Origin of the sequence: Paenibacillus sp. FSL R5-0636 (assembly GCF_037974255.1) — a bacterium.
GTDB classification, from domain to species: Bacteria; Bacillota; Bacilli; order Paenibacillales; family Paenibacillaceae; genus Paenibacillus_AQ; species Paenibacillus_AQ odorifer.
In genome coordinates this window covers 6,991,982-7,017,349 of the sequence record NZ_CP150232.1, presented here as the reverse complement: position 1 = coordinate 7,017,349, position 25,368 = coordinate 6,991,982, and the positions used below count along the sequence as shown (strand labels likewise).

General features: G+C 45.0%; 20 protein-coding genes and 1 pseudogene. 19 read left to right on the top strand and 2 right to left on the bottom strand.

The window, feature by feature from the left end; translation table 11 throughout:
• Nucleotides 1–78 precede the first annotated feature (78 nt).
• The 5 genes from MKX34_RS31955 (at nt 79) to MKX34_RS31935 (ending at nt 6,397) form a co-directional block, all read left to right on the top strand.
• Nucleotides 79–1,482 carry a cytochrome ubiquinol oxidase subunit I gene (locus tag MKX34_RS31955; protein ID WP_036677831.1) on the top strand — a complete coding sequence of 468 codons (1,404 nt, stop codon included), beginning with the start codon at nt 79–81 and terminating at the stop codon, nt 1,480–1,482.
• Entirely contained in the window at nt 1,469–2,485 is a 1,017-nt protein-coding gene (cydB, locus tag MKX34_RS31950) for a cytochrome d ubiquinol oxidase subunit II (protein ID WP_038573947.1), read from the top strand. Before MKX34_RS31955 ends, cydB begins: the two co-directional genes overlap by 14 nt.
• Nucleotides 2,485–4,251: a thiol reductant ABC exporter subunit CydD gene (gene cydD / locus MKX34_RS31945; protein ID WP_076296970.1), complete on the top strand. Its 1,767-nt coding sequence runs from the start codon at nt 2,485–2,487 to the stop codon at nt 4,249–4,251. The genes cydB and cydD overlap by 1 nt, the downstream gene beginning before the upstream one ends.
• Nucleotides 4,248–5,999, top strand: coding sequence for a thiol reductant ABC exporter subunit CydC (gene cydC, locus MKX34_RS31940; protein WP_038573943.1), 1,752 nt, complete (start codon nt 4,248–4,250; stop codon nt 5,997–5,999). The genes cydD and cydC overlap by 4 nt, the downstream gene beginning before the upstream one ends.
• 230 nt (nt 6,000–6,229) lie before the next feature.
• Nucleotides 6,230–6,397: a CxxH/CxxC protein gene (locus MKX34_RS31935; protein WP_063829780.1), complete on the top strand. Its 168-nt coding sequence runs from the start codon at nt 6,230–6,232 to the stop codon at nt 6,395–6,397.
• Between the two features lie 98 nt (nt 6,398–6,495).
• Here the strand turns inward: MKX34_RS31935 and MKX34_RS31930 are convergent, their stop codons facing one another.
• Nucleotides 6,496–7,908, bottom strand: coding sequence for an MFS transporter (locus tag MKX34_RS31930; protein WP_038573941.1), 1,413 nt, complete (start codon nt 7,906–7,908; stop codon nt 6,496–6,498).
• A gap of 142 nt (nt 7,909–8,050) precedes the next feature.
• Here MKX34_RS31930 and MKX34_RS31925 point away from each other — a divergent pair, with 142 nt between their 5' ends.
• The 10 genes and pseudogenes from MKX34_RS31925 to MKX34_RS31880 all read left to right on the top strand — a co-directional run bounded on the left by MKX34_RS31925 (nt 8,051) and on the right by MKX34_RS31880 (nt 19,180).
• A complete protein-coding gene (locus tag MKX34_RS31925; protein WP_076296971.1) occupies nt 8,051–8,401 on the top strand; it encodes a helix-turn-helix transcriptional regulator in 351 nt (116 codons plus the stop codon).
• A 257-nt stretch (nt 8,402–8,658) separates the two neighbouring features.
• Nucleotides 8,659–9,138, top strand: a complete 480-nt coding sequence (gene rlmH, locus MKX34_RS31920) for a 23S rRNA (pseudouridine(1915)-N(3))-methyltransferase RlmH (protein WP_036677839.1) — start codon at nt 8,659–8,661, stop codon at nt 9,136–9,138.
• A 552-nt stretch (nt 9,139–9,690) separates the two neighbouring features.
• Nucleotides 9,691–11,934: a U32 family peptidase gene (locus MKX34_RS31915; RefSeq protein WP_076296972.1), complete on the top strand. Its 2,244-nt coding sequence runs from the start codon at nt 9,691–9,693 to the stop codon at nt 11,932–11,934.
• 95 nt (nt 11,935–12,029) lie between these two features.
• A pseudogene (locus MKX34_RS31910) lies at nt 12,030–12,655 on the top strand (response regulator transcription factor).
• Nucleotides 12,656–13,657, top strand: coding sequence for a HAMP domain-containing sensor histidine kinase (locus MKX34_RS31905; RefSeq protein ID WP_076105147.1), 1,002 nt, complete (start codon nt 12,656–12,658; stop codon nt 13,655–13,657). It abuts the pseudogene before it with no gap.
• A gap of 101 nt (nt 13,658–13,758) precedes the next feature.
• Nucleotides 13,759–14,697, top strand: a complete 939-nt coding sequence (locus tag MKX34_RS31900) for a VanZ family protein (protein ID WP_038573933.1) — start codon at nt 13,759–13,761, stop codon at nt 14,695–14,697.
• A gap of 24 nt (nt 14,698–14,721) precedes the next feature.
• The gene (locus MKX34_RS31895; RefSeq protein ID WP_038573931.1) at nt 14,722–15,405 is read left to right on the top strand and encodes an ABC transporter ATP-binding protein; all 684 of its coding nucleotides are present in this window, start codon (nt 14,722–14,724) and stop codon (nt 15,403–15,405) included.
• Nucleotides 15,402–17,993: an FtsX-like permease family protein gene (locus MKX34_RS31890; RefSeq protein WP_076296973.1), complete on the top strand. Its 2,592-nt coding sequence runs from the start codon at nt 15,402–15,404 to the stop codon at nt 17,991–17,993. The genes MKX34_RS31895 and MKX34_RS31890 overlap by 4 nt, the downstream gene beginning before the upstream one ends.
• Nucleotides 17,994–18,044: 51 nt before the next feature.
• Nucleotides 18,045–18,899 carry a YafY family protein gene (locus tag MKX34_RS31885; protein WP_256717637.1) on the top strand — a complete coding sequence of 285 codons (855 nt, stop codon included), beginning with the start codon at nt 18,045–18,047 and terminating at the stop codon, nt 18,897–18,899.
• Nucleotides 18,900–18,967: 68 nt separating this feature from the next.
• Nucleotides 18,968–19,180, top strand: a complete 213-nt coding sequence (locus MKX34_RS31880; RefSeq protein WP_076296974.1) for a hypothetical protein — start codon at nt 18,968–18,970, stop codon at nt 19,178–19,180.
• A gap of 98 nt (nt 19,181–19,278) precedes the next feature.
• Here the strand turns inward: MKX34_RS31880 and MKX34_RS31875 are convergent, their stop codons facing one another.
• A complete protein-coding gene (locus MKX34_RS31875; protein WP_076099768.1) occupies nt 19,279–19,749 on the bottom strand; it encodes a pyridoxamine 5'-phosphate oxidase family protein in 471 nt (156 codons plus the stop codon).
• 316 nt (nt 19,750–20,065) lie between these two features.
• Between MKX34_RS31875 and MKX34_RS31870 the strand changes: the two genes are divergently transcribed.
• The 4 genes from MKX34_RS31870 to MKX34_RS31855 all read left to right on the top strand — a co-directional run bounded on the left by MKX34_RS31870 (nt 20,066) and on the right by MKX34_RS31855 (nt 25,307).
• Entirely contained in the window at nt 20,066–22,957 is a 2,892-nt protein-coding gene (locus MKX34_RS31870) for an S-layer homology domain-containing protein (protein WP_076296975.1), read from the top strand.
• Nucleotides 22,958–23,129: 172 nt separating this feature from the next.
• Nucleotides 23,130–24,086, top strand: coding sequence for a zinc-binding alcohol dehydrogenase family protein (locus MKX34_RS31865; protein WP_036682403.1), 957 nt, complete (start codon nt 23,130–23,132; stop codon nt 24,084–24,086).
• A 1-nt stretch (nt 24,087) separates the two neighbouring features.
• Nucleotides 24,088–24,522: a MarR family winged helix-turn-helix transcriptional regulator gene (locus MKX34_RS31860; protein ID WP_036682401.1), complete on the top strand. Its 435-nt coding sequence runs from the start codon at nt 24,088–24,090 to the stop codon at nt 24,520–24,522.
• Between the two features lie 251 nt (nt 24,523–24,773).
• Complete coding sequence (locus MKX34_RS31855) at nt 24,774–25,307, top strand: YceI family protein (RefSeq protein ID WP_076105142.1); 534 nt, start codon at nt 24,774–24,776, stop codon at nt 25,305–25,307.
• The last annotated feature ends 61 nt before the right edge of the window (nt 25,308–25,368 follow it).

Below are 25,368 nucleotides of genomic sequence, written 5' to 3'. Positions count from 1 at the left end.
TGTGACATTTATCACAAAAAGAAGCTTAAATTTTTGACAGAATATAATTAACGAAAAGGGGAGAAGGAAGGGACAAATATGGATACAGTAATGCTGTCGCGTATACAATTTGCGTCGACGACAATATTCCACTATTTCTTTGTACCGGTATCAATCGGACTAGCGCTCTTGATTGCAATCATGGAGACAATGTACGTTAGAAAAGGTAATGAAGAGTACAAAAAAATGGCGCAGTTCTGGGGAAAGCTATTCCTCATCAATTTTGCAGTAGGGGTAGTTACAGGGATATTGCAGGAATTTCAGTTCGGGATGAACTGGTCCGATTATTCACGTTTTGTTGGTGATGTATTCGGGGCTCCACTTGCAGTTGAGGCATTGGCAGCCTTTTTCCTGGAGTCTACTTTTATTGGGATATGGATATTCGGCTGGGATAAGGTGTCCAAGCGAGTACATTTACTGTCCATCTGGCTGGTAGCATTCGGTACGATGTTATCTGCATTCTGGATTCTAGCGGCTAACTCTTTTATGCAGCATCCTGTGGGTTTTGAGATAAATAATGGACGTGCAGAAATGAATGATTTCTTCGCGCTTATTACGAACGGACAATTGCTGGTTGAATTCCCACACACCGTACTGGCTGCTTATGCAACAGGTGCTTTTCTTGTAACTGGTATTAGTGCTTATAAAATATTGAAGAAACAAGAGGTTTCTTTCTTTAAGAAGTCTTTTCAGATTGCAGCCATCGTAGGGATTATTTCTTCTATTGGTGTAGCTGTTGCTGGTCACGCCCAAGCGCAATATTTGGTTGAAACTCAACCAATGAAAATGGCAGCTTCCGAAGGACTGTGGGGTAAGAGTGGTGACCCGGCACCTTGGACCGTATGGGCAAACATTGATCCAGAGAATCAAATCAGTACTGGAGAATTTCAAATTCCTTATATGCTGAGTTTCCTTTCATACAGTAAATTTTCCGGTGAAGTTAAAGGTATGCTTGAGCTGCAAGCGGAGTATGAGCAAACCTATGGCCCCGGTGACTATATTCCACCTGTACGTACGACATTCTGGAGTTTCCGGATCATGGTTCTAGCAGGAACGTTAATGATTGTATTGGGAATGTACGCTATGTACTTAATGTGGCGCAAAAAAATGGACCGTCCGAACACTTGGTTTATGCGGTTTATGTTATGGGGCTTGTTGCTTCCTCCGATTGCGAATACAGCCGGTTGGGTTATGACCGAATTCGGGCGTCAGCCATGGACGGTATTCGGACTGATGACAACGGAAGACAGTGTGTCGCCTAATATTACAAGTGGTCAAGTTCTGTTCTCCGTGATTTCTTTTACAACGATTTATTTAATTCTAGGATTAGTGTTGGTCGGATTGTTTATTAAAGTGATTAAAAAAGGTCCTTATGCGATGGATAACGATCACGGCGATTCGAATGATCCATATAACGAGGAGGGTTCCCATGATATCTCTTAATGAATTGTGGTTTGTGCTGATTGCAGTTCTGTTTATAGGGTTCTTCTTCCTGGAGGGTTTCGATTTCGGCGTAGGGATGGAAACACAAATTCTCGCTAAAAATGATACAGAGCGCCGTGTTCTGATTAACTCGATCGGACCTTTCTGGGATGGGAATGAGGTATGGCTTATCACCGCTGCGGGTGCAATGTTTGCGGCTTTCCCGGAGTGGTATGCAACGCTGTTTAGTGGATTCTATATTCCTTTTGTATTTGCCTTATTAGCTCTGATAGCGCGTGGTGTCGCTTTTGAATTCAGAGGTAAACGTGATTCATTGGCTTGGAAAAGAACTTGGGATGCTTGTATCTTTATCGGCAGCTTCCTTCCACCATTCCTCTTGGCTGTAGTGTTTGCAAGCTTTATCAAAGGGTTGCCTATTGATGGGGATATGCAAATGTATGCAGGGTTCACAGATATCGTGAATGTGTACACTGTAGTAGCAGGGCTTACTGTTGTCCTTCTGTGCCTGGTGCATGGTCTCATGTTCACAACGCTGCGTACAGTGGGTGATCTACAGGCTCGCGCTCGCAAGTTGGCACAAAAATTGCTGATACCACTCGCAGCTTTATTTACTGCTTTTGTGATTATGACTTATAATATGACGGATATTTTCGAGCAACGTGGAACGGTTCTTATGATTATTGTAGCCCTGGGAGTTATCGCCTTTGTACTGTCCGGTTACTTCATGACGAAGAAGAAGGACGGCTACGCTTTTGGAATGACAGGAGCGGTAATGGCGCTTTCGGTAACTTCTATCTTTGTAGGATTGTTCCCGCGTGTTATGATTAGTTCAATTGATCAAGCTTTTAATTTGACGATCACTAATGCGGCTTCGGGCCATTACTCTTTGAAGGTAATGACGATTGTGGCACTGACCATCCTTCCGTTCGTATTGGGATATCAAATTTGGAGTTACTTTGTCTTTCATAAACGGGTTCACGAGAAGGAGCATCTTGAATACTAATGGATAAAAACTTGCTTGGGTATAAAGGAGTTAAGCCAGTCTTTCTGATTGTAGGCTTCCTTACCCTGGTGCAAAGCTTGTCCATACTTCTGCTGGCTAAATCGCTGGCAGAAGTCATCTCTGCGCTATTTGCGGGAGAACCTCTGAAGGAACAATGGGGCACTGCGCTATTGTTCCTTCTTGCATTTCTTGTGCGCCATGCTTGTGCTATGCTGATGAGCCGTGTCTCTTACCGCTTCGCGGAAGCAACGGGCAGCACTATGCGGAGGGAAATGATGGACAAGCTCTTCCAGCTTGGCCCTAGAATGGTGGGCGGGCGTGGAACCGGGGATCTTGTTACACTAGTGCTGGAAGGCGTAACTAAATTCCGCACGTATCTAGAAGCAATCATTCCTAGAATGGTAGGGATGTCTGTTACACCGGTCTTGGTGCTTATTTACGTCTTTACGATGGACACTACGAGCGGGATTATTCTTACGGTAACTATGCCGATTATTATTGTTTTTATGATTTTGATTGGGATGACGGCCCGTAAGCAAATGGATCGGCAGTTGAAATCATATCGCACATTATCTAATCATTTTGTAGACTCACTACGTGGGCTAGAAACATTAAAATTTCTAGGACGAAGTCGTAGTCATAGCGACAGCATTGCTACGGTCAGCGATCGTTATCGCTCGGCGACCATGCGTACGCTGCGAGTGGCCTTTTTGTCATCGTTCGCCCTGGATTTCTTCACTATGCTGTCTGTAGCATCTGTAGCGGTAAGCCTCGGTTTACGGCTTGTAAATGAACAGATGACATTGGTTACGGGCTTAACGATTCTAATCTTGGCTCCGGAATATTTCCTGCCTGTCAGATTGGTGGGTTCAGATTTCCATGCTACTTTGGATGGGAAAGAAGCCGCTGAAGCAATGAAGAGCATTATAGATCAAGATGAGGTGAAGGCTGAAGTAATCGGCCCTAACGGTAATCTATCTGTCGGTTCTGCAGCAAAAACATCGGAACAAATATTCACTTGGCATGAGAATAGCGTGCTCACATTAAATGACGTTAGCGTGAAGTATGAGGAAGCAGAGCTTTCTTCGCTGGAAGCGCTGAACCTGCAATTTAAAGGAGCTAGCAAAATTGGGATTATCGGAGAGAGCGGGGCCGGTAAATCTACTTTAGTGGATATATTAGGGGGCTTCTTACACCCTACCTCAGGAAGTATCACGGTTAACAGTACAACGGTTAGTGCATTAACGGATGAGGCTTGGCGAAAACAGACCTCATATATCCCGCAGCGTCCGTATATTTTTAGCGGCACGTTAGCGGATAATATACGTTTTTATTACCCTGAGGCTTCTATGGAAGCTGTTGCCGCGGCAGTGAAAGCTACTGGTTTATCGGGGCTGGTGGATACTCTTCCGCATGGTTTAGATGAGATGATTGGTGGCGGCGGCCGTTCGTTCAGCGGTGGCCAGGAGCAACGGGTGGCATTAGCCCGGGCACTGCTTAGCAGCCGTCCAATTATGCTTCTAGATGAGCCAACGGCGCATCTGGATATTGAAACGGAATATGAGCTGAAGGAGACGATGGTGCCTCTTTTTGAAGGAAAGCTGGTCTTTCTGGCTACCCATCGCCTACACTGGATGCTAGATATGGACATTATTGTAGTAATGAAGCAAGGCCAAGTGGCAGAAATCGGTACCCATCAGGAGTTACTTGCCCGCAAGGGTGCGTATTATGAGTTGATTGGGTCGCAATTGGAGGGAATCCATTGAAACGTGAAGGATGGTTTGCTCCCTATGTATCGTCGTATTTTTGGCGTTTTGTGCTAATTATTGTGCTTGGGGCGTTGACGATATTTACAGCCTCTTCATTGATGTATACTTCAGGATTTCTGATCTCAAAAGCGTCTACACCGGTCGAAAATATCCTGATGATCTACGTGCCGATTGTTGGTGTACGTACGTTCGGAACAAGCCGAGCAGTCATTCACTACGTGGAACGGCTGATTGGGCATGACACGATTTTACGGATTCTTTCTAAAATGCGTGTGCGCCTGTACAATATTTTGGAGCCACAGGCCTTGTTCCTGTCGTCGCGTTTCCGTACTGGGGATATTCTCGGGATGTTAGCTGATGACATCGAATATTTGCAAAATGTATATCTGAGAACTGTATTTCCAAGTGTTATTGCTTTATTGATCTACGGGGTTGCGGTGATTGCGTTGGGCACCTTTGATATCGGTTTTGCGTTATTAATGGCTTTGTATATTTTGGTGTTGGTCGTGGTATTGCCGCTTATATCTTTGTTGTTCACCCAGAAACGTCAACGTGAAGTGAAGGTAGAGCGTAATCGCCTCTATCAAAAGCTGACTGACGCCGTTCTCGGTATGGGCGATTGGGTCATTAGTGGACGGCAAAGCCAGTTCGTGGAGACCTATGAAGCAGATGAGAAAAAAGTGGCCAAAACTGATGCAGCGCTGCGCAGCTGGGCGCGTCTACGTGCGTTCATCGGGCAAGCAGTTGTTGGAGTTGGCGTGCTTTCGATGTTATATTGGGCCGCCGGGGAGTATGCGGATGGTGCTATTGCAGGTACGTTGATTGCGGCGTTTGTATTGGTTGTTTTTCCTGTGGCAGATGCTTTTTTGCCAGTATCCGAAGCTGTGGAGAAAATCCCGCAGTACCGTAACTCGCTGGAGCGGTTGTCTGGAGTGGTTGGAGAAGAGCAGAATATAGTTTCCGAACAGGCATCTGTAGTCGATGTTCTACCTCAGGCCATAAAAAGTGCTCATATCCAGCTCGAAAATGTGGGTTACCGCTATGGATCAGAGGATAACTGGTCGGTTCGTGATCTCAGCCTCGACATCCCACAAGGCAAAAAAATTGCCATCATCGGCCGTAGTGGGGCAGGGAAATCGACGTTGTTAAAGGCTATTCAAGGGGTTATCCAACCTTCTGCAGGTTCGGCTATGATTAATGGAATCGCGGCGGCTGCCTATGGCGATAATATTCCTTCTATTATTGCGGTGCTAAATCAAAGCCCACACTTATTTGATACTACGGTAGCGAACAATATTCGCATGGGTGATCCGAAGGCTTCCGAACAAGCGATTAAAGAAGCTGGCGCATTAGCCAAAATGGATACGCTGATCTCCTCGTTACCAGAGGGATACAATACCTTTGTCCGTGAAGCGGGGCAACGTTTCTCCGGTGGAGAGCGTCAGCGGATAGCGTTAGCTCGTATTTTGCTGCAAAATACACCTGTCGTCATTCTTGACGAACCGACCGTAGGGCTGGACCCAAGCACGGAACGTAATCTTTTGCAGACGATGTTTGAAGCTATGGACGGTAAATCTCTGATCTGGGTAACGCATCATTTGGTTGGTGCGGAGCAGATGGATGAAGTGATTTTTATGGAAAATGGCTCGGTAGAAATGCGTGGAACCCATGCGGAGCTGATGGAAAAAGAACCACGTTACCGCAGATTGTATGAGCTGGATCGTCCAGTGGAGTTTCTAGTGTAAGATGGAGAGTTTGTAGATAACATTTATAGAAATTAGAGAGATATTAGTGAAGAGATTCCTTTTGCCCGTTTGGGGTGAGAGGAATCTTTTTTTTCGGTAGGGCAAGAATATAGACAATGGATGAACAGATTGCTGGAATGGATAGATAGGAGTTCCATTTTCGTGGGAAGTATGGTAGAACAATAGAAGGAGTATAGGCCGCAGCGGCACAGAAAGGGATGCTTGGTTGAATGTATGTAGTATGTAAAGAACATGTAGAGTTAGCCATCGACAAATTTGTGGACGAGTATGAGGATGCACCTGATATTGTGGACTTGAAGGAGACCGAGTTCTCGGACTGGGACCCGCCGGCCAAATGTGCGGAATGTGAGAAGAATGCGGAATATTTAGTGGTCTAAAGGACTGTTAAAATTTATTAAAAACACCTTGCAGTCCCGGAAATGGGCCGCAGGGTGTTTTTTTGCATGAAATAATATATGTGTTAGCCGATTAGGTCTTATGCATCTGCTGCATCTACTATGTCGGTCAGCGAGCTACTTCGGTTGCCTCGGCGGTAGAGAATAGCTGAGATGATGGCGATCAATGCTGCAATAGAGAGTCCCCAGTAGATATTGGAGTAGGCTGCAGAAAGCGGCAGTCCGCGCTGCCATTCTAGTGCGCTTGCGGCCATAGCCACGCTGAAGGCGCCGCTGAAGAATTGCAGCAGCTGGAACAGGCCCATCCCGGAGCCAATTTGTGAAGAAGGCAGAATCCGAGAAATTTCATTGGATACACTACTGGACAGTGTCGTGAAGGCCAGACTCATAATCATATAGATGAACATGACGGCAATCCATGACCGCCCAGCAAAGAAAGCGAATAGGATGGTAGCGGTCAATACGAGCAATGGTGCAAAACGCAAAATCCCCGCATTGCCATAACGGTCAATGATTCGCCCGACGGAGCGGGAGACAAAGATGGCGAGCAGCGAACCCGGAAAGATCACAAGCCCGGCATGGCTTGCGCTGAAGCCGAAACGGTGAGTCAGAATCTGCGGCAGCAGGAATAACGTGGCAAAGCTGCATAGGTAGGAGGCAACTCCGATCAGAGCCAACACGAGATATGAGCGGTTACGGAAAAGCTCCGGCATCACGAATGGATCAGGTGTGCTGCGGATACGGCCAACAAATAAAGCAATGGCGACAATTCCGGCGATCAAGGCAATCCACAGCCCGCTGGTCAGGAACAGCAGCAGCCCGGTCGTGCCGACGCCCAAGAACAGCCCACCAAGCACATCAAAGGAGCCACGGGTGGGTACTTCTTTGGGCAGCAGGATAAGGAACAGCGGCACTAGAAGCAGAATAGCTGCCGTTACAGAGAATAGCCAAATCCAGCCGAGATATTCGACGATGGCTCCGCCCGCGACCGGCCCAAGCCCTAGACCCAGCGAGACGGCTGACATAATTGTCGCCATTGCTTTGCCGCGGCGGGCTTGCGGGATATAGCGGGTAAACAGGACAAGCGACAAGGACATTACTGCGCCCGCGCCTGAGGCCTGGAGAATGCGTACGATAAGCAGGAAGATAAAGTTGGTGCTGAAAAAGCCGGCAACAGCCGCGAGGCCCAGCGTCAACAAGCCTATAACCAACAGACGGCGAATCGGCAGAAAATCAGAAAGCCGGCTGTACGTGATTGAGGCAATCGAGAACATAATAGAATACCCGGTGACAATCCAAGAAGCGGACGCAGCCGTAATCCCGAAGGCTTCGGTCACATCAGGCAGCGCCAGATTGAACATAGCCGTATTCATGATGACGAGAACCACAGCGACACTGAACAGCAGGGTCAGCAGGCCTTCTCGTGGAAGAGGCGCTTCCGGAACGGAGGCTTCATGATCCGCATTCGCGGAGAGGTTATTTACAGAAGTCATGTGCGAAGCACTCCTTTTATTATTGTTTAATAGTTCGATTACTTACGAACAATTGAAATATAGCATGCGTTGATATAAAATGCAATTAGGAACACCAATATTTTTTTCGCATTCATCGTACGACAAAAGGGGATAATCATCCGTGAAAATACTATTTCATCCGGACCGCAAGGACATTCAGCTTGCCTCCGTATTGTATGCACTCAGCGATCCGATTCGCTTACATATCGTATCGGATATTCACTTAAATGGAGAACAGGCTTGCAACGGCTTCAACGTCCCGATCGCAAAATCCACTATGTCTCACCATGCCCGTACTTTGCGCGAGTCAGGAGTTGTTTTTACACGAGTTCAAGGAACACAGCGCATGTTGTCCCTGCGGACTGAGGATCTTAATGCACGTTTCCCAGGCTTGCTGGACTCTATATTGAGCGCTTATGAAGCTGGGGGGAAACCGGATTTTTTGATGGAGGAGCAGGAAGAAAGTAAGTAGGGATGGATTGAACCTGCTGAGGACGAGGAATACATGAAATTCTAGATTCAGGAAATCTAGGAATACGTGGGATCAGGAGATCCATAGATTGCATGAAAAATAGGACATTTAGGGACTGCGCAAGAGTAGGCCGTTTTAATTGTCGTTTCTTTTCCACCAAATATGTGATAGAACAGAAGGTACTTACTAAAACTACAAGGGACGCCCAGTGCGCGTCCTTTTGCTATTTCTATAGAGGATTATGACAGGAGGCACTTATGCTTATTCAAATTATTGGCGTAGGAAAATTGAAGGAAAAGTACTTGATCGATGGCATCGCGGAGTATGCAAAACGGCTGACACCATACCTGAAGTTTCAGGTCATTGAGGTGGCAGATGAAAAAGCACCCGATTCTCTAAGCGAAGCAGAGGTCGTGCAGGTAAAGGGACGCGAGGGCGAACGCATCCTCGCGCAGATTAAGAGCGAGGCGCATGTCATTGCGCTCGCGATCGACGGCAAGCTGTGGAGCTCGGAAGAGCTTGCCGCAGAAATTGACCGGCTCGGCACCTACGGGACGAGCCATGTCGTGTTCGTCATCGGAGGGAGCCACGGGCTCTCCGACGAGGTCATGCGCCGCGCGCAGCAACGCATGAGCTTCGGGCGCATGACGCTGCCTCATCAGCTCATGCGCCTGGTGCTGGTGGAGCAGGTGTATCGCGCGGTGAAGATCAATCGCGGTGAACCGTATCACAAATAGTGGTAAAGCGGAGAACAGAACTCAATATTAGTTTAAATGACTTGAACTGCACAGCATAACGGTTAAAGCCAATACAATTGAAATAACAAAAATGTAAAAAGAGCCTCCACTTCGATTTTAGTGGAGGCTCTTTTAAGGCTGCTAATCAATGCGCCAGATGCTCGCTCATACTTATGTAAAATAAAATGTTAGCTACTTGGCAATGATAGGCACCCATAATTCCTGCTCAATTTTGGCTTCAGGAGCCAAATAATTCTCTATACATGAGGAGTGAAGAGTTTATGGTTACCTCAGCTGAGAGCGATATTCAGGAGATACGCGTGGCGAAAAATGTACTTAAAGAATTATTATAAGATACGTCCCTTAGAGCAAATGAGGTCATTTAAAACAAGCGCACAAGCCATTGACTTGTGCGTTTTGCTGCAGCTTAAGTATATTTCTTATTTTATGATTAATGGAAATAGTCTGAAGTTTGAGGCGTAACAAAAAATATCTTTAATAAAGAAATGTCGCTTTAACTAGCGTACAATTTATGGGTCATAGGAGGAAAAAATGTCTGAATTATTAGCTCCAGCAGGAAATATGGAAGCTTTAAAAGCTGCAATATCTAATGGTTGTGATGCAATATACTTAGGAATGCAAAAATTTGGTGCACGTGCATACTCGTCTAATTTTGATTTAGAAACGTTAAAAGAGGCTGTTACGTATGCGCACCTGAGGAACGTTAAAATCTATGTTGCCATGAATACCATCGTTTTTGAAAACGAAGTTGAAGAGATGAAAGAGCAGATACACGAATTAAATAAAATCGGTGTTGATGGCATTATCGTCCAGGACCTGATTGCTTTTGATTATATCGTTAAAAACTTTGTTGATATGGAAGCACATTGTTCAACTCAAATGGGAATAGACGATCTAGATGGAACTTTATTATTTAAAGAACTTGGTGCTAAAAGAGTTGTTCTGTCCCGTGAGGTCAAGATTGAAAAAGTAAAAGAGATCAAAAGAATAGCTGAAATCCCTTTAGAAATTTTCGTTCACGGTGCTTTATGTGTATCTTATTCGGGAAATTGTCTAATGTCAGGATTGCTCGGCAATCGATGCGCAAATCGCGGAAGATGTGTGGGTTCATGCCGTAAGGAGTATGAACTAATCGATAAGACAACAGATACATCTTTAGGGAAAAGCTATATTCTATCTACTAAGGACTTAAACACCATCGATTATATCCATGATTTAAAAGAAATCGATTCTTTAAAAATAGAAGGCCGAATGAAGGCGCCTACGTATGTTGCTAATGTTGTATCCAAATACCGCAAGGCCTTAGATCATAAAATAACCGAAGAAGACAAAGAAAATCTGAAAAAAACATTCAATAGAACATTTACTAAAGGGTATTTGTTTCACGAAGACAGGAGAAATATTACAAACATCTTAAAACCTAATAACTTTGGTTATGAAATTGGAACAATCAGCGGGATTGTTAAAGACATGTATGAAATAACACTTACACGTCCTTTAAATCAGAACGATACCATTCGAATCAGTCACAACAATGAAGATGTTAATTTAACGGTTGCCAAACTGTACGATAAAGATGGCGAATTAATCAACAAAGCAGAGGATGTCTGCTATATCAAAATCAAAGAAAAGATGTCTAAGGGAGATTTAGTATATAAAACGAAGGATTATTTCTATAACAAAGAATTAGAAGCATCACTGGAAAAAGAATTTAAGCGGTTTGACCTCGATATTAGAGTATATGCATGTCCAGATTCAAAGCTTTTCATAGATGCGGAAGGCTTAGGCTTTAATTATTCCTATGAAAGCGAGGAAATACTGGGCGAAGCCATTAATAATCCAACAACAAAAGACCAGGTAATCAAGCAATTCTCAAGATTAAATGATACGATATTCGAACTTAATCATGTCGAGTATGAGGAATGCAATGCATTTATTCCAGCTAAACTGTTAAATGCAGCAAGAAGAGATATTGTACTGGGCTTGTATGACTTAAAGCTTAACAGCCAGCAGAAAAGAACCAAGGCTTTGGAAGCAAAAGAAAAAATAAGCTTTGCCCCTGGAAAACCATACCTTACGGCCTCTGTAACGACTAAGGAACAGTACGATGCTTGCGTGAGCTGTGGAATTAAGGAAATCTATTACGAAAATGTGGTTAGAAGAAATCAGAATGATTATAAGGAACAAGAAGGACAGCTACTAATTGGAGGATATGGGGGGATTAATCACTATAGAGAAACAAACCCGTTTGTTACGGACTATTCTCTAAATGTTATTAATGCCACTAGTTGCTATGAATTATATAAATTAGGTGCAAAGCGAGTCACTTTATCTTATGAATTGAATAAGGGCCAAATTGAAGATTTAATGAATGCCTATGTTAAAGAAAATGACGGCTATCCTGCACTGGAAATGATTGTATATGGCAGGGCTCCTTTGATGTTTACGAAATATTGTCCGATGAAAAAAATGAATCAATGCAGAATTTGCAAAACGAAGAGCTATGAGTTAAAAGATGAGCACGGAACGTTCCCTATCATTTCCCATGATGATTGTACAACGACTCTCCTTAACGGGAAGACGCTTAATCTTTTAGATGAGCTACAAGATATCCAAGGAATTGAGGCGCTCAGATTAAACTTCACAGTTGAATCAAAAGAGCAGGTTGTGAAAGTCATTCATATGGCGTCAGGCAAATTAAATGGCTCTATGAATAATGCTGTCTTTAATCAGGAAACAGACACAAGAGGACATTTTAATAAAGAGATTGTGTAGTCGTTGAATTCATTAAATGTTCTAAAATCAATCATACGGATGACCTTCAGATGAAAGTATTATTAGTTGAAGATGATAAGACGATCGCGTAGGGACTGGAATATTCGCTGCAGCAAGAGGGTTATTGGACTGTTCTCTGCCATAATGCCGCTTCAGCCCGAAAGGTGCTCGCCGAAGACATCGATCAGTTCACTTTGTGCCTGTTCGATTTACAGCTTCCAGACGGAACTGGCTATGAATTATGCAAGATGGTGAAGGAACGGCGGGATATTCCGGTCATTTTCTTAACGGTGATTGATGATGAGGTCAATGTCGTGATGGGGCTCGATATGGGAGCCGATGATTACATTACCAAACCTTTTCGGGTTCGCGAGCTTCTCTCCAGGATCAAATCCGTCTTGCGGAGATACCAGAAGCTGTCCCACGCCGGAGCAGTCATCGACATTGACAATGTGCGCATCCATAAGTATATAAAAACGGTGCCGAAATTTCGCTAACCGCCTTGGAATACCGCTTATTGCTGATCTTTGGCAACCACGTTGGACAGGTCCTCACCAGGAATCAGCTCTTGGAGCAAATCTGGGACGTGGCCGGCGACTTCGTGAATGACAACACGTTAACGGTCTATATCAAAAGGCTAAGGGAAAAGCTGGAGGATAATCCGGAGCAGCCGGCTCTGATCAAAACGGTACGCGGTTTAGGCTATAAGGTTGGTGATTAGATGCTACGCAATCGGGAAAATCTAATATTATTGCTCGTCATGGGCTCGATCAGCTTATCGGCGATCGTCATTGCTGCTTTCATTTCGTCTGTCGCCGCAGCCCTGGTTATTATTGTATCCGTGCTGCTTACCGGCACAGCTTTATTATTCACAAAACGGAGATATTACGAGCTAGAGAAGCTGTCCATCTATTTACGGGAGATTAGCAGCGGCCAGGCCTCCCTTGACCCTCGCGATAATCAAGAAGGTGAGCTTAGCATCTTAAAGAATGATATTTACAAGGTGACACGCATGCTCTCCGAGCATCGTTCTCTATTGCAGCAGGATAAGCTTCAACTGACCGATGCCATCTCCGATATTTCACATCAACTCAAAACACCGATCACCTCTATGACAGTCATGGCAGATCTGTTAAGCGCCCCTGATCTGCCTCCACTCAAAAGAACGAAGTTCACCCATCATATTCGCATTCAACTTGAACGGATCGATTGGCTTGTTTCATCTTTATTAAAGCTAGCGAAAATGGATGCGGGAACTATCCCGTTCAAAAAAGATCGAATACACATGAAAACCCTAATCCAAAATGCACTGGATCCGGTTATGATTCCGATGGATATTAAGGGACAGACCGTTTCCATCACAGGGGATGACAACGTCTCTTTTGACGGCGATTTCCATTGGACTGCTGAAGCGGTTATCAATATTTTGAAGAATGGAGTGGAGCATACACCTGAGGGCGGTGCGATTACCATCACATTTTCCGACAACGTGCTATTTACGGAAATCGTTATTGCTGACAACGGAGAGGGCATTCCGAAAGAGGATTTGCCTTATATATTCAAACGTTTTTATAAAGGGAAGAATGCTAATGAAGGAAGCATCGGTATAGGGCTTGCGATGGCTCACAGCATCATTGCAAGCCAGAACGGCGTGATTGATGTAACGAGCGACAGCGGGACTGGTACAGAGTTTCGGATCAAATTTTATAAGCATGTGATTTAACAGCACTCCATAAGTGACTAAACTGTCACCTCCAATGTCACTGTAAAGTCATTTTGGACAGATAAAATGATATTCATCAGATGAACGATGGAGGTACAACCATGCAAATGAAGCAGCAGCGCAAGATTACTTTTTTTATCACCATAGGCTACACCCTGATTATTCTTTATTTTATGTTTTTTGCTTTCGGCAGAGCGGATAAGGTAGATCTAACCAGTCAGTACACCTTTATTTTTTTGCCGGACGATTTTTTTAGGGTGCCGGGTCTTTCCGATCTTCTACATCCGACACTGATGGACTTGGTGGGTATTGGAAACATTGCAGCCTTCATACCTTTTGGCATACTGTTTCCGTTGTTATACCGCACCAGCTTTGTTCGCTTCATGACAGGGTTTATCCTGTCCATTCTTGTGGTGGAGACCATCCAGGCACTAACATTCCTCGGCAGCTTTGACACGAACGACGTCATAAAGAACTCATTGGGCGCTGCTATTGGATTCGGGGCGTACAAGATTGGCTTCCGTACAAAAAACTACTGGAGAAATATCACTGCTACGGGAATTGCCAGTGCTGTCTTAATGCTCGGCGTGTGGGGGGTCTTAGGAGTAGCTGATCAAGTGTTCACCAAAGAGTTGGCCCCTTTTGTAGCGATAAACGAATGGGAAGATAGTACCGGAAATCGATTAACGGGAACCAAACAGAACAGTCTTAAGATTGGCGGTCAAGACGTGACACCCCAATATAATGTGTATGGCATCGAAGGTAAAAAGAAGGAAACATATACGTATTCGCTAGGTAATAAGGGAGATCTGTATCTTAGCTTGAATTATGGAATTCCTGATCATAAGGATTTTCAGGGCAGCATTAAGGTTACCGTTGACGGGCATGAGCTCCTGTCTGTATCTGCAGAAGATCAGCTCCATGAGCCGGATATGAGGATCCTTTATCTCACCGGGGCTAATGAGCTTAAGATAACCATTGAGGGGAATGAAACCCTTTGGGATGTTGGATATAGAGAGATGGTATATACCTGGAATTGAGCATCTAGGGAAGGAGGGATGACAATGGAGATTTTAACAATTGAAAATTTGTCCGAAATATACGGCACAGGCGAATCGGCGGTGAAGGCGCTTGATGATGTTTCCTTTTCGGTCCAAAAAGGTGAATTCGTCGCAATTATCGGACCTTCCGGATCGGGGAAATCGACACTCCTTCATATGCTGGGCGGTGTGGATCGACCGACTGGCGGGAAAGTGTATGTTCAGGATACGGATACGTATACCTTGGACGAAACGCAGCTGGCCATCTTCAGACGCAGGCAAATCGGGCTGATCTACCAGTTTTTCAATCTGATTCCCGTCCTGACGGTGGAAGAGAATATTACGCTGCCGCTCTTGCTGGATCAACAAAAGGTAGATCAAAAGCAATTGGCTGATCTTGTGAATACGTTGAATTTGCAGCATCGATTAAACCATCTGCCGAATCAGCTATCCGGTGGACAGCAGCAGCGTGTCTCGATTGGCAGGGCGATCATCGGCAATCCTGCGATCATGCTGGCCGACGAACCCACCGGGAATCTGGACAGCAGGAATAGCATTGAGATCGTCGTTTTATTGAAAATGCTGAATAAGACCTATCATCAGACACTGATCGTAATCACGCATGACGAACGGATCGCCCTGCAAGCCGACAGAATCATTTCGATTGAAGATGGGAGGATTGCCAAAAACGAGGTGATAAGGCGATGAATATTGTCAATACATTAACCATCCGGCATCTGAAGCAGAACAAGAGACGAACACTTGTGACTATTTTTGGCGTAATTATTTCGGTATCCATGATGACCGCTGTCATTACGCTTATTTTTTCCTTTGCGGATTTAATGATCAGACAAACTATCACAGATACAGGGGAGTGGCATATTCAGTATCAAGATATAACCAAGAAACAGCTTGCGGCGATACAGGGCGATGATGCAACCAAAACGGTTGCAATCACAAGAGACCTTGGGTATGCCCCATTAGAAGGGGGACAAAATTCCAATAAGCCGTACTTGTTCATTAAGGAATATGATGTGCAAGGGTTCACACAATTTCAGATTGAAATAAGCAAGGGACGCCTTCCGCACACGGACAAGGAGGTTGTGATCTCCGAGTCTGTTGCAACAAATGGCAAAGTGAAGTACGAAATCGGCGACCGTCTAACGCTTCGCGTCGGCGACCGATTCGAACAAGGGGGCGATCATCCCCTGGATCAGACGGAACCGCTGCGCAGGAAAGACGGCACATTAACCGAGACATTACAGCATAGCATAATTAGGGATTATACGGTGGTAGGCTTCATTAAACATCCGGTGTCGGAAACGGCTTGGGCCCCGGCTTATACGATCATTAGCTATGTCGATGATCATATCATCGGGGGGGACGATCGGGTCGATGCGTCGGTGGTCTTGCAGCAGGTCAATCCGTTCTTGTTCGCACATGCGGAGAAGCTGGCTGAGAAAAACCAAATTGACACTGTCCAATATAATGACGATTTGCTTCGTTATTATGGCTTGTCCAGCAGCGGGGCCTCATCCAGCATGATGTTCTCATTATCGGCAATCATTATAGGGACTATTATAATTGGCTCGGTTGGACTCATCTATAACGCTTTTGCGATATCCGTCTCGGAACGTTCCCGCCATTTAGGGATGCTCGCGAGCGTGGGGGCGACGAAAAGGCAGAAGCGAAATTCCGTATTTTTTGAAGGTATCGTCATTGGTTTGATCAGCATTCCCATTGGCATCTTATGCGGTCTTGCCGGAATCGGAATCGCCTTTTCGTTCATGAACACAATGATTGAAGGGGCATTATGGACTAGTGAAAAGCTGAGGCTTATCGTCACGCCGTTATTGCTCTTGATTACTTGTCTTGTTTCGATGCTGACGATTTTCGTTTCGGCGTATCTCCCGGCGGTTAAAGCATCCAGGGTATCTCCCGTGGACGCGATTCGCCAAACCACTGACGTAAAGCTTACGGCCAAAGCAGTGAAGATGTCGAAGATCATTCGTAAGCTCTTTGGAATCGAAGCAGAAATCGGGCTGAAAAACTTAAAAAGGAACAAACGAAGACATCATGTTATTCTTTTTTCGCTTGTCATCAGCATCGTTTTGTTTTTGACGATATCGTTTTTCACGACTGGCCTGACACAATCTCTGGCATTGTCGCTGGAAGGCATCAATTACGATATTGAAGTGTCGTCCAGTAATGGCGAAAGACTAGATGACCGGTTGATGCAATCGCTTGTATCTCTTGTTGGCGTCACGGAATACAACGTGAGTCATGAGTTAGTCGGGAACGCTTGGGTCGATGCAGCAAGCATCGCCGACGAGTTGCAAGAGAAGGTTAAGCAGGATAAGAGTATGCTGCAAGACGGGAAATACCCTTACGAAATTAAGCTATATGCAATGAATGATTCGAGCCTGCAAGCCTATGCCAGAGCGGTTGGCGCAGATTACGAACAGCTTACGGATCTGGATCATCCCGCCGCAATCGTGATGGATACGATTCATTACAAAGATATAGATACGGGGAAATATATTCAGACGAAGTCCATATATGCGAATATCGGACAACATATCGAGCTAACGAGTTTTATTAAAGCGAGCGGGGAAGAAACGAAGGCAAATAAAGTGATATTTGCCGCATTGACGGATAAGGCACCGATGGGGATGAGCCCGGTAGGCGTAGGCGGGTTAAATATGATCGTGTCGGAACGCGTCATGAATCGGCTGGCAGACGGCGAGGAGCTGGCTAACGCTTCGATGTACCTCCATTTGAAAAGCACGGAACCGGTGAAAACGCAGCAGGAAATTGAAGCGATGAATGAGACCAATCTGAATGTCTACAATGTATATCAATTCAGAATAAGAGAAGAACAACAGATTCTGCTGATGAAGGTCTTTTCTTACGGTTTTATCGTATTAATCTCTGCGATTTCTGTTGCGAACATCTTTAATACGATCTCAACAGGGCTGGCTCTTCGCAAACGGGAATTCGCGATGCTGAAATCCGTAGGCGCGACGCCAAAGGGGTTTGCAAAAATGCTGAACTATGAGAGTGTTTTTTATGGGGTCAAGTCGCTCTTGTATGGGCTTCCTGTCAGTTTCGCCGTGATGGTTCTGATCTATAAAGCATTTGCGAACAAATTCAGCTATGGGTTCACCCTGCCCTGGATGAGCATTCTGTCTGTCATTGTGTGTATATTTGTCATTGTCAGCTCTGCGGTTGTTTATTCCGGAGCTAAAGTAAAAAAGGAGAATATTATTGATGCATTAAAGCAAGAGAATATATGATTCACTTACTTCACCCAGAGGAGGAGACGTTACCCGACGTCACACACAATCATGCGAGTTGACCGATTGCTCTCCATGCTGCTGATCATCTCCGGTAAAGGTACGGTAACGGGCAAGGAGCTTGCCGAGCATTTCGAGGTATCCTTGCGGACGATCTACCGGGATATCGAAAAATTAGGAGAAGCCGGCATACCGGTTGCCTCGTCCAGCGGCAAGGGCGGAGGATACTATATTATGGACAGCTATAATATAAGCGGCCTCTTTTTAAACCGGGATGAAGCTCATACGTTTGTAGCTGTAATGAAGAATTTACATGGCTTGTTTGGCAGGAACGAAGCTTTTAATGACATTATGCTAAAGGTTGAGCATACCTATAAGCGGGAGCCCGAGAAGCACAAACTGACTCTGGATATGTCCCATTTCAGCATGGAGCAGGAAATTAAAGAATACATTGGGATCATAAGCAAGGCCATCACGGATAACAGGCTGCTGGTGTTCGACTATATCAACAGGGATATGGAATACCTGGAGCGAACGGTAGAGCCAAGCTGGATTGACTTTCGCCATGGAGATTGGTATGTGATAGGCTTTTGCCGGGTCAGAGGGGACTACCGCAGATTCAAGCTCGTGCGGATCAAGCAACTGAAGCAGGGACCGCCTTTTGTAAAAAGAGAGCTGCCCGATGACCAAATCGCCGAGGTCATTGAGCACAGCTATTCGCAGCGGGACATACAGGTTGTGCTCAGATTCACTTCACGAATTGGTGCGCAGCTTCCCGAGTATTTTCAGAAAGAGAAGATTAGCCGGGGTGAAGGTGGCAGTAGGACGCTCCAGCTATATTATGATAGAAATGTGTATAAAATGAAATTTATCTACATTGATCCATTTACACAAGAAGAAAGCTAATCAATGAGGAAACCTATCGTTTCGGCGTACAATTCACGATTCCAAGTAAATCTGTCTGGGGATTAGGAGTGACTGGAATTGGATGGAAGGCGTTAGACGGGGCACCGGAAATTGATGAGTATGCTATGAACTTAGTACCGGCACAAAATGTGACTTATGAGCTTATCTTGCCTGACGAAGGAAGCGGAGAAGGCGGAGAGGGTGAAAATCCGGGATTTCCAGGTTTTCCGGGATTTCCGGGAAGTCAATTCCCAGGCCTTACGGGTTTTATAAAGTTCTAATGTAGTTGTTATCATTTAGTTGGTTTTTATGAAAAGGTTCATCGCGGCGGACTGCTGCGATGAACCTTTTTTGCTGACTGTTCTATCACATAGATCACTTAATTTGCCGTCTTATTGATAAAATCAATCTCATTTCTGATCCCTTTATGGGCGTCATTCCACAGGCCCTTTGTCAGGCGAATGCGCAGCAGGCATGTGTTAGGATCTTCGTCGTTATTGGCTTCGTTATACCAATCGGCGAATATAGTGCGCAACTTAGTCATCATCTCGGCGTTATTCTCGTCACATACCCAGCCCAGGTTCTCACCGATACCATCGGCCGTAAAGTTTTCGACGATGATACAAACGGCGACTTCGGGGTTCTGGGCGATCTGCCGCATTTTGCCTGAGGTCGCATAAGTGACGGTGTAGAACGCGCCGTCCTCATAATAGGCGTCCACTATGCGGGCGGCGGGACGGCTTATACCATTGGCCCCGGGTTCCAGCGCGATGGTAGACAGAGTAATCAGGCCGTCCTTGTTACCCACTTGTTCTTCCAGCAGCTTCATGGCTTCGTCGTACTTGCTCATTATACTACCTCCTAAAATGTCATAAGGTATACATTGTTAAGCTTATCATTGTAAAATATTGGTGCATGTGAAGAATAATACGATAAAAGATTAAATCGCCATCAATCCAAGCTTATACTCGATGGTCTTTTTTTTATGCCATTTAATCTCCAGTCTACAAATATATCTATTTTTTTTATGTAATAGACATTGTAAATTACCCTGGTCCTATTGTAGAATCAAGAAGTTGTCGAATAATGGTGTAAAATGCCATCCTTGGAACTCACTAGGACGACAGACTCATTGATATTTTTAGAGTAAGAAGGGGGAAGAAACAATGTTATTCCAAGCAGCACGCCGTAAACTCAGTCTGATGATTGTGTTTGCCCTATTAGTAAGCACTCTTACGCCACATATGGTGTTTGGTGAGGCCGCACAGTTCAAAGACATCACAGGCTCTTATGCGCAAAAGGAGATTCATTCATTAACTGAAGCAGGAATAATCTCAGGGTATGAAGATAACTCTTTTAAACCGAAAAAGGCTATGTCACGTGCCGAACTGGCGAAAATCATAGTCCTGTCGTTGGGTCTAGAAGCAAATGCTGATCAAGCCGCACCGTTTAAAGACGTTGCCGCGAACAGTTGGTATCGCGGTTATGTAGGTGCATTGGTAAAGGCAGGCATTACGGAGGGGACATCGGCGACCACCTTCAGTCCTAATGCAAATGTCACCCGTGAAGAGCTGGTCGTATTTTTCATCCGAGCTTTCGAATTGGATGAAACAGCGAAGAAGCTTCCGGTTGATAGCAAGCTGTCAGATATCTCAGAGGTGTCCGAATGGGCAAAAGCACAAGTATCCCTTGCCTTTAAAAATGGTTTCATCAACGGGGTCCAAGGCAGTGACGGCACCCTGAAATTCAAACCCAAAGAGCATGCGGAGCGCCAAGCTCTGGCTCGTCTGGCTTATGAGTTCAAAACCAATAAGTCAGTATATGTCGAGAAATCCAAACAGCTTCTGGCTGAAGAGGTTAATAAGGGCAAGAGTCCTGAGGTAACACCGACTGCCACCCCGGCAACAACTGACCACGGGACATCTGTGACAGCACCAGCGCCGGGAGCTTCAGGTCCGGGAACGCCAGCATCGGCAACCCCAGCACCGGCAACCCCAGCACCAGTGACACCAACACCAGTGACACCAACACCGACATCGACACCGACACCGGCAACCCCGGCACCGGCAAATGCTCTCCAGGTTGTGGTGAAGGGGGAGAGTTCAGATGCCATTTATGTGGAAGAGCCAACAGAAGTTATATTCCGCTCATCGATTAATGCGGCAGGAACGGTAATCGCTAGTGTCTATCAAGTAGATGACAGCGGCAAAGTGATTTCCCAAATCATTTCGTTGTACGATGACGGTTTGGAAGCCCATGGAGACAGTCTTGAGGCAGACGGGCTGTACAGTGGCAAAGCAGTATTGACTGAAAGTACGGAGGGTTACATAAATCTGCAGGCGTTTGTGGGAGATGTGCCAAGCAGCACAGTTTTTAAATTATCTGTAATGAAGCATCTTACGGATGAACAGCTTGCACAAACGGAAATCATTGAAAATAATACACAGAGTAAGCTTGATCAACTGGCTACTTCATATGGTAATTTGCAAAAAGCAAAGGAAGAAACTGTGGCTTGGCTCCAAACCCAAGCAGAAGTAGAGCATGCTGGAATTTCGGGTGAAGGAGGAAGCATCTGGTATTTGCTGGACAACGGGATTCTAGGGGGGATATCCGCAGCTCCTGAGAATACAAAAGGGTTAAGCAGCACCGTAGAAGAGGCTGCGTCCAGTACTGCATTGGCGGCTGAGGCGCTAACGCAAAATGTGGAACAAACTGTAGCCACCATAGGAAGCCAGCGGGTTGCTGTAATTTCTCCGTTCTCCGGCACACTTCCATCTTCGACTGTTTATGACGCTGTATATCACAGCTTTGACCAGTCGAGTTACCCTTTCCTTGTGGAAAGAGTAAAGGACACCGCAGCGGGCGTGAATTTCTTTAAAGGACTGAATCAGTATGGCGTCGTGGTCTTGGATACCCACGGAGATACTTATTATGATGAAATAGTGCTACAGAAGCTCCATAATAAATACGGCATTGATTTCAAATACGCTGGACCGCAAGTCATGTTCCTGACAGGAGAAAAGGCAACGACAGAGAGCAAAAAGACCTATGAGTTGGACTTGAAAAAGGGAAGATTGGCTATTATATCCGGTTATTATGCTATTACACCGTCTTTTATTACACGGTACAACGATATGCTTCCTGATACCATCGTATATAATGGCAGCTGCCGCAGCGCGTACAACGATTCCATGGCAGATGCCTTCATCAACAATGGTGCTGGCACTTATTATGGATATACCGATTATGTAAAGCTTGCATATGATCAAGCTATTGCTAAATCCGTATTTACCGCTTTAAACGATGAGAACATGACAACCGAAAAAGCCTTTCAAGCAGCAGTGGCTGCCCATGGAGCAAACGATGGGTTGGCGGCATTCTTCATGAAAGGAAGCAGCATTGGCACTAAGACCGAAGGGGTCATCAACGGAACCTTTGAAAACGGAACTTGGACCGGCTGGAATGGAAACGGCGATGTTCGGGTGATCTCCAAGCTGGGACCGCTTAAACCGACAGAGGGGAACTACATGGCTATTATCAGCACTGGCCTTGGGTATGAAAACAATGATCAAGGAGGATATGACTACAATTCAGATAGTTATATCGAGCAAAGTTTCATTGTTCCAGCGGGTGCAACAACCCTATCGTTTGATTACAATTTCATTTCTGAGGAGCCTAAGGAATTCGTTGGAAGCAAATTCAATGACACCTTCAGAGCAACGGTAACTTCCAGTGTATACATTAATATGGCTTCCCTCATTACTTCTCACATGAATGGCGGCAATACAGTGACGTCCAGTGTCTATGGCAATGATTCTGTTATTATCGGGGCTGAATCGATTAATGAATCCACGGCCTATTGGATTGAAGAGAACAAAGTAGCGATTGATTTCTACGGCGGGGATCATACAACATACATGACGAATTGGAAGCATGTACAATTTGATGTAAGCCAATTTGCCGGCAAGGGCTCCATTGTCCTTCGGTTCCATGTTTGGGATCAAGGAGATAGTATCTACGATACGGCAGTACTAATCGATAATGTAATATTAAAGTAATCAAAAAACGGCTGGATCAGGGGAACCTGACCAGCCGTTTCTTTTGGAAATAAGCTAATGGACTTGCGTTCGGATATGGATTCCAAATAAAATGTGCATATTGCACATAATTTGTGTTATACTTTATTATGTGCAATATGCACATAATATGGGGTGGAAGAAGGGTGTAAATATGAAGGCAGCAATCGTAAAGGATAAGGGGACGATTCCCGTAATGGGTCATTGTGATTCCCCTGTTGGGACAGAGGGGCTAGTTATAATTAACGTTACGGCCACAGCCTTGAGTCGAGTTAGCAAGTTCCGTTCAATGGGTATGCACTACTCTTCTGAAGTTAACTTTCCAATTGTAGCCGGTATCGACGGTGTAGGAACTTTGAAAGATGGGTCTCGTGTTTACTTTGCGCTGCCTACTGCACCATATGGCAGTTTGGCTGAGCAAACAATCGTCAACGAAAAGCTGACTGTCCGTTTACCAGATGGTATTGATGATCTCACTGCTGCCGCTATCGCCAACCCTGCTATGTCGTCATGGGCTGCATTGGTATTTCGAGCTGGTTTTAAATCCGGTCAAACTGTATTGATTAATGGCGCTACTGGTGCATCCGGTAGTTTAGCAGTTCAGATTGCTAAGGGTCTGGGGGCCAAGAAGGTCATTGTAACAGGACGCAACGAATCGAAGTTGCAAGCACTTGAAGCTGATGAGGCTATTGCATTTGATATGACAGCCGACAACGGTCAAAAAATGTTTGAAAACGCCCTAATGCCAGTTATTGCTGAAGGTGTTGATGTTATATTGGATTATCTTTGGGGCGACAGCGCACTCGCTATCATGTCAGCTCTTGTTAAGGCGAAAACGGATCGTTCAACTCGTTTTGTAAGCATTGGAACTTCATCTGGCCAAGAAAGCATTCATTTACCTTCATCTCTTTTACGCTCATCAACAATCGAACTCGTAGGTAGCGGAGATAAGAGTGTTTCTAAAGCTGATATGCTATCTGCTGTTAGAGGTGTCTTTGAAATGGCTGCCGAGGGGAAGATAAAAATTACCACAAAAGAGTTCGCTCTAGAAGATATTGAAGAGGCTTGGAATGCCCCGCTAATGCCTCGTCCTGTTGTAAGGGTGAAATAAAATGGAAAACGATATTTTTAAAGCACTGATCGATTTAGTTTCCATTATCAATAGGCCAGACCGTGATAAGAAGATGATTGCTAATGCTGGCGTAAATTTGGAAGCAGCAACCTTTCGTGTCTTTGTGGGCATCGTGCATCTCCAACCGACTAGTGTTGGTGATTTGGCCGCCATGATGGGAAAAAACTATTCGAGTGTTAGCCGGCAAATTGATAAGTTAGAAAACGCGGGGTTGGTTCATACGTATCCATCAAGTGCAGATTCCCGCATTCGTGTGTCTGAATTGACGAAAAGCGGGGAGGAAATCAATGCAATGATTAGCCTCACCCGTGAACGCATTTTGCATGAAGCTTTGGATGACTGGACTCTAGAGGAAAAAAACAGCTTATTGAATAACTTAAGGCGTTTATTTGAATCGTTGCAAAGATTCGACTAGTTGCAGATTATGACTGTTCACACACAGCTCAATGTTTATTGCGATGGTGGATATTCGGGTAAAAGGAATTACGGATTCAATGGGGAACCATTCTGAAATCGGATTTACGAGGAAGCCGCAAAAATGCTAAAACGCTACTGACACAACGTTGTCAGTAGCGTTTTTGTATATTAGGGGTATAGCGAGTAGCGCAGTGTTTTGGAGATAGGGTGACCTTGCTCATAATCTTATTATAGAGGTGGAATTTATTCATGAGTAATATCAAATGGGAAGTGGATCCGGACCACAGCTCCGTCGAGTTTTCGGTGACGCATTTAATGATTAATAAAATCAAAGGAGTATTTGAGCGTTTCCAGGCTATCTTAAGTTTTGATCCCAACGAGTTAACAACTATGGGTATTCAGGCTTCCATAGACGCAAATAGTATCACAACTCGCCAAGCGCAACGAGATGAACATTTGAGGGGCGACGACTTCCTTCATGCTGCCAAGTATCCAACCATTGCGTTTCAAAGCACCAACTGCGTCTTTGCTGGTGAGCGGCAATATGAACTTACAGGCAATCTAACTCTGCATGGAGTAACCCAATCTGTTACTTTTCATACTGTATTTGAAGGACTAAACAAGGACCCACGCGGACGGGAACGTGTAGGATTTCATTCAACAGCCAGTATTGATCGTAATGAATTTGGTTTGAAATTCAACTCGCCTCTGGAAACCGGTGGAATTATAGTCGGAAATGAAGTGAGGATCGAGCTTTGTATTGAGGCAATTAAAATACTGTGAACCGTATCACAAATTAATGTATTTTTACACCAAACGTAGTTATGACAAGGTATAAAAAAAT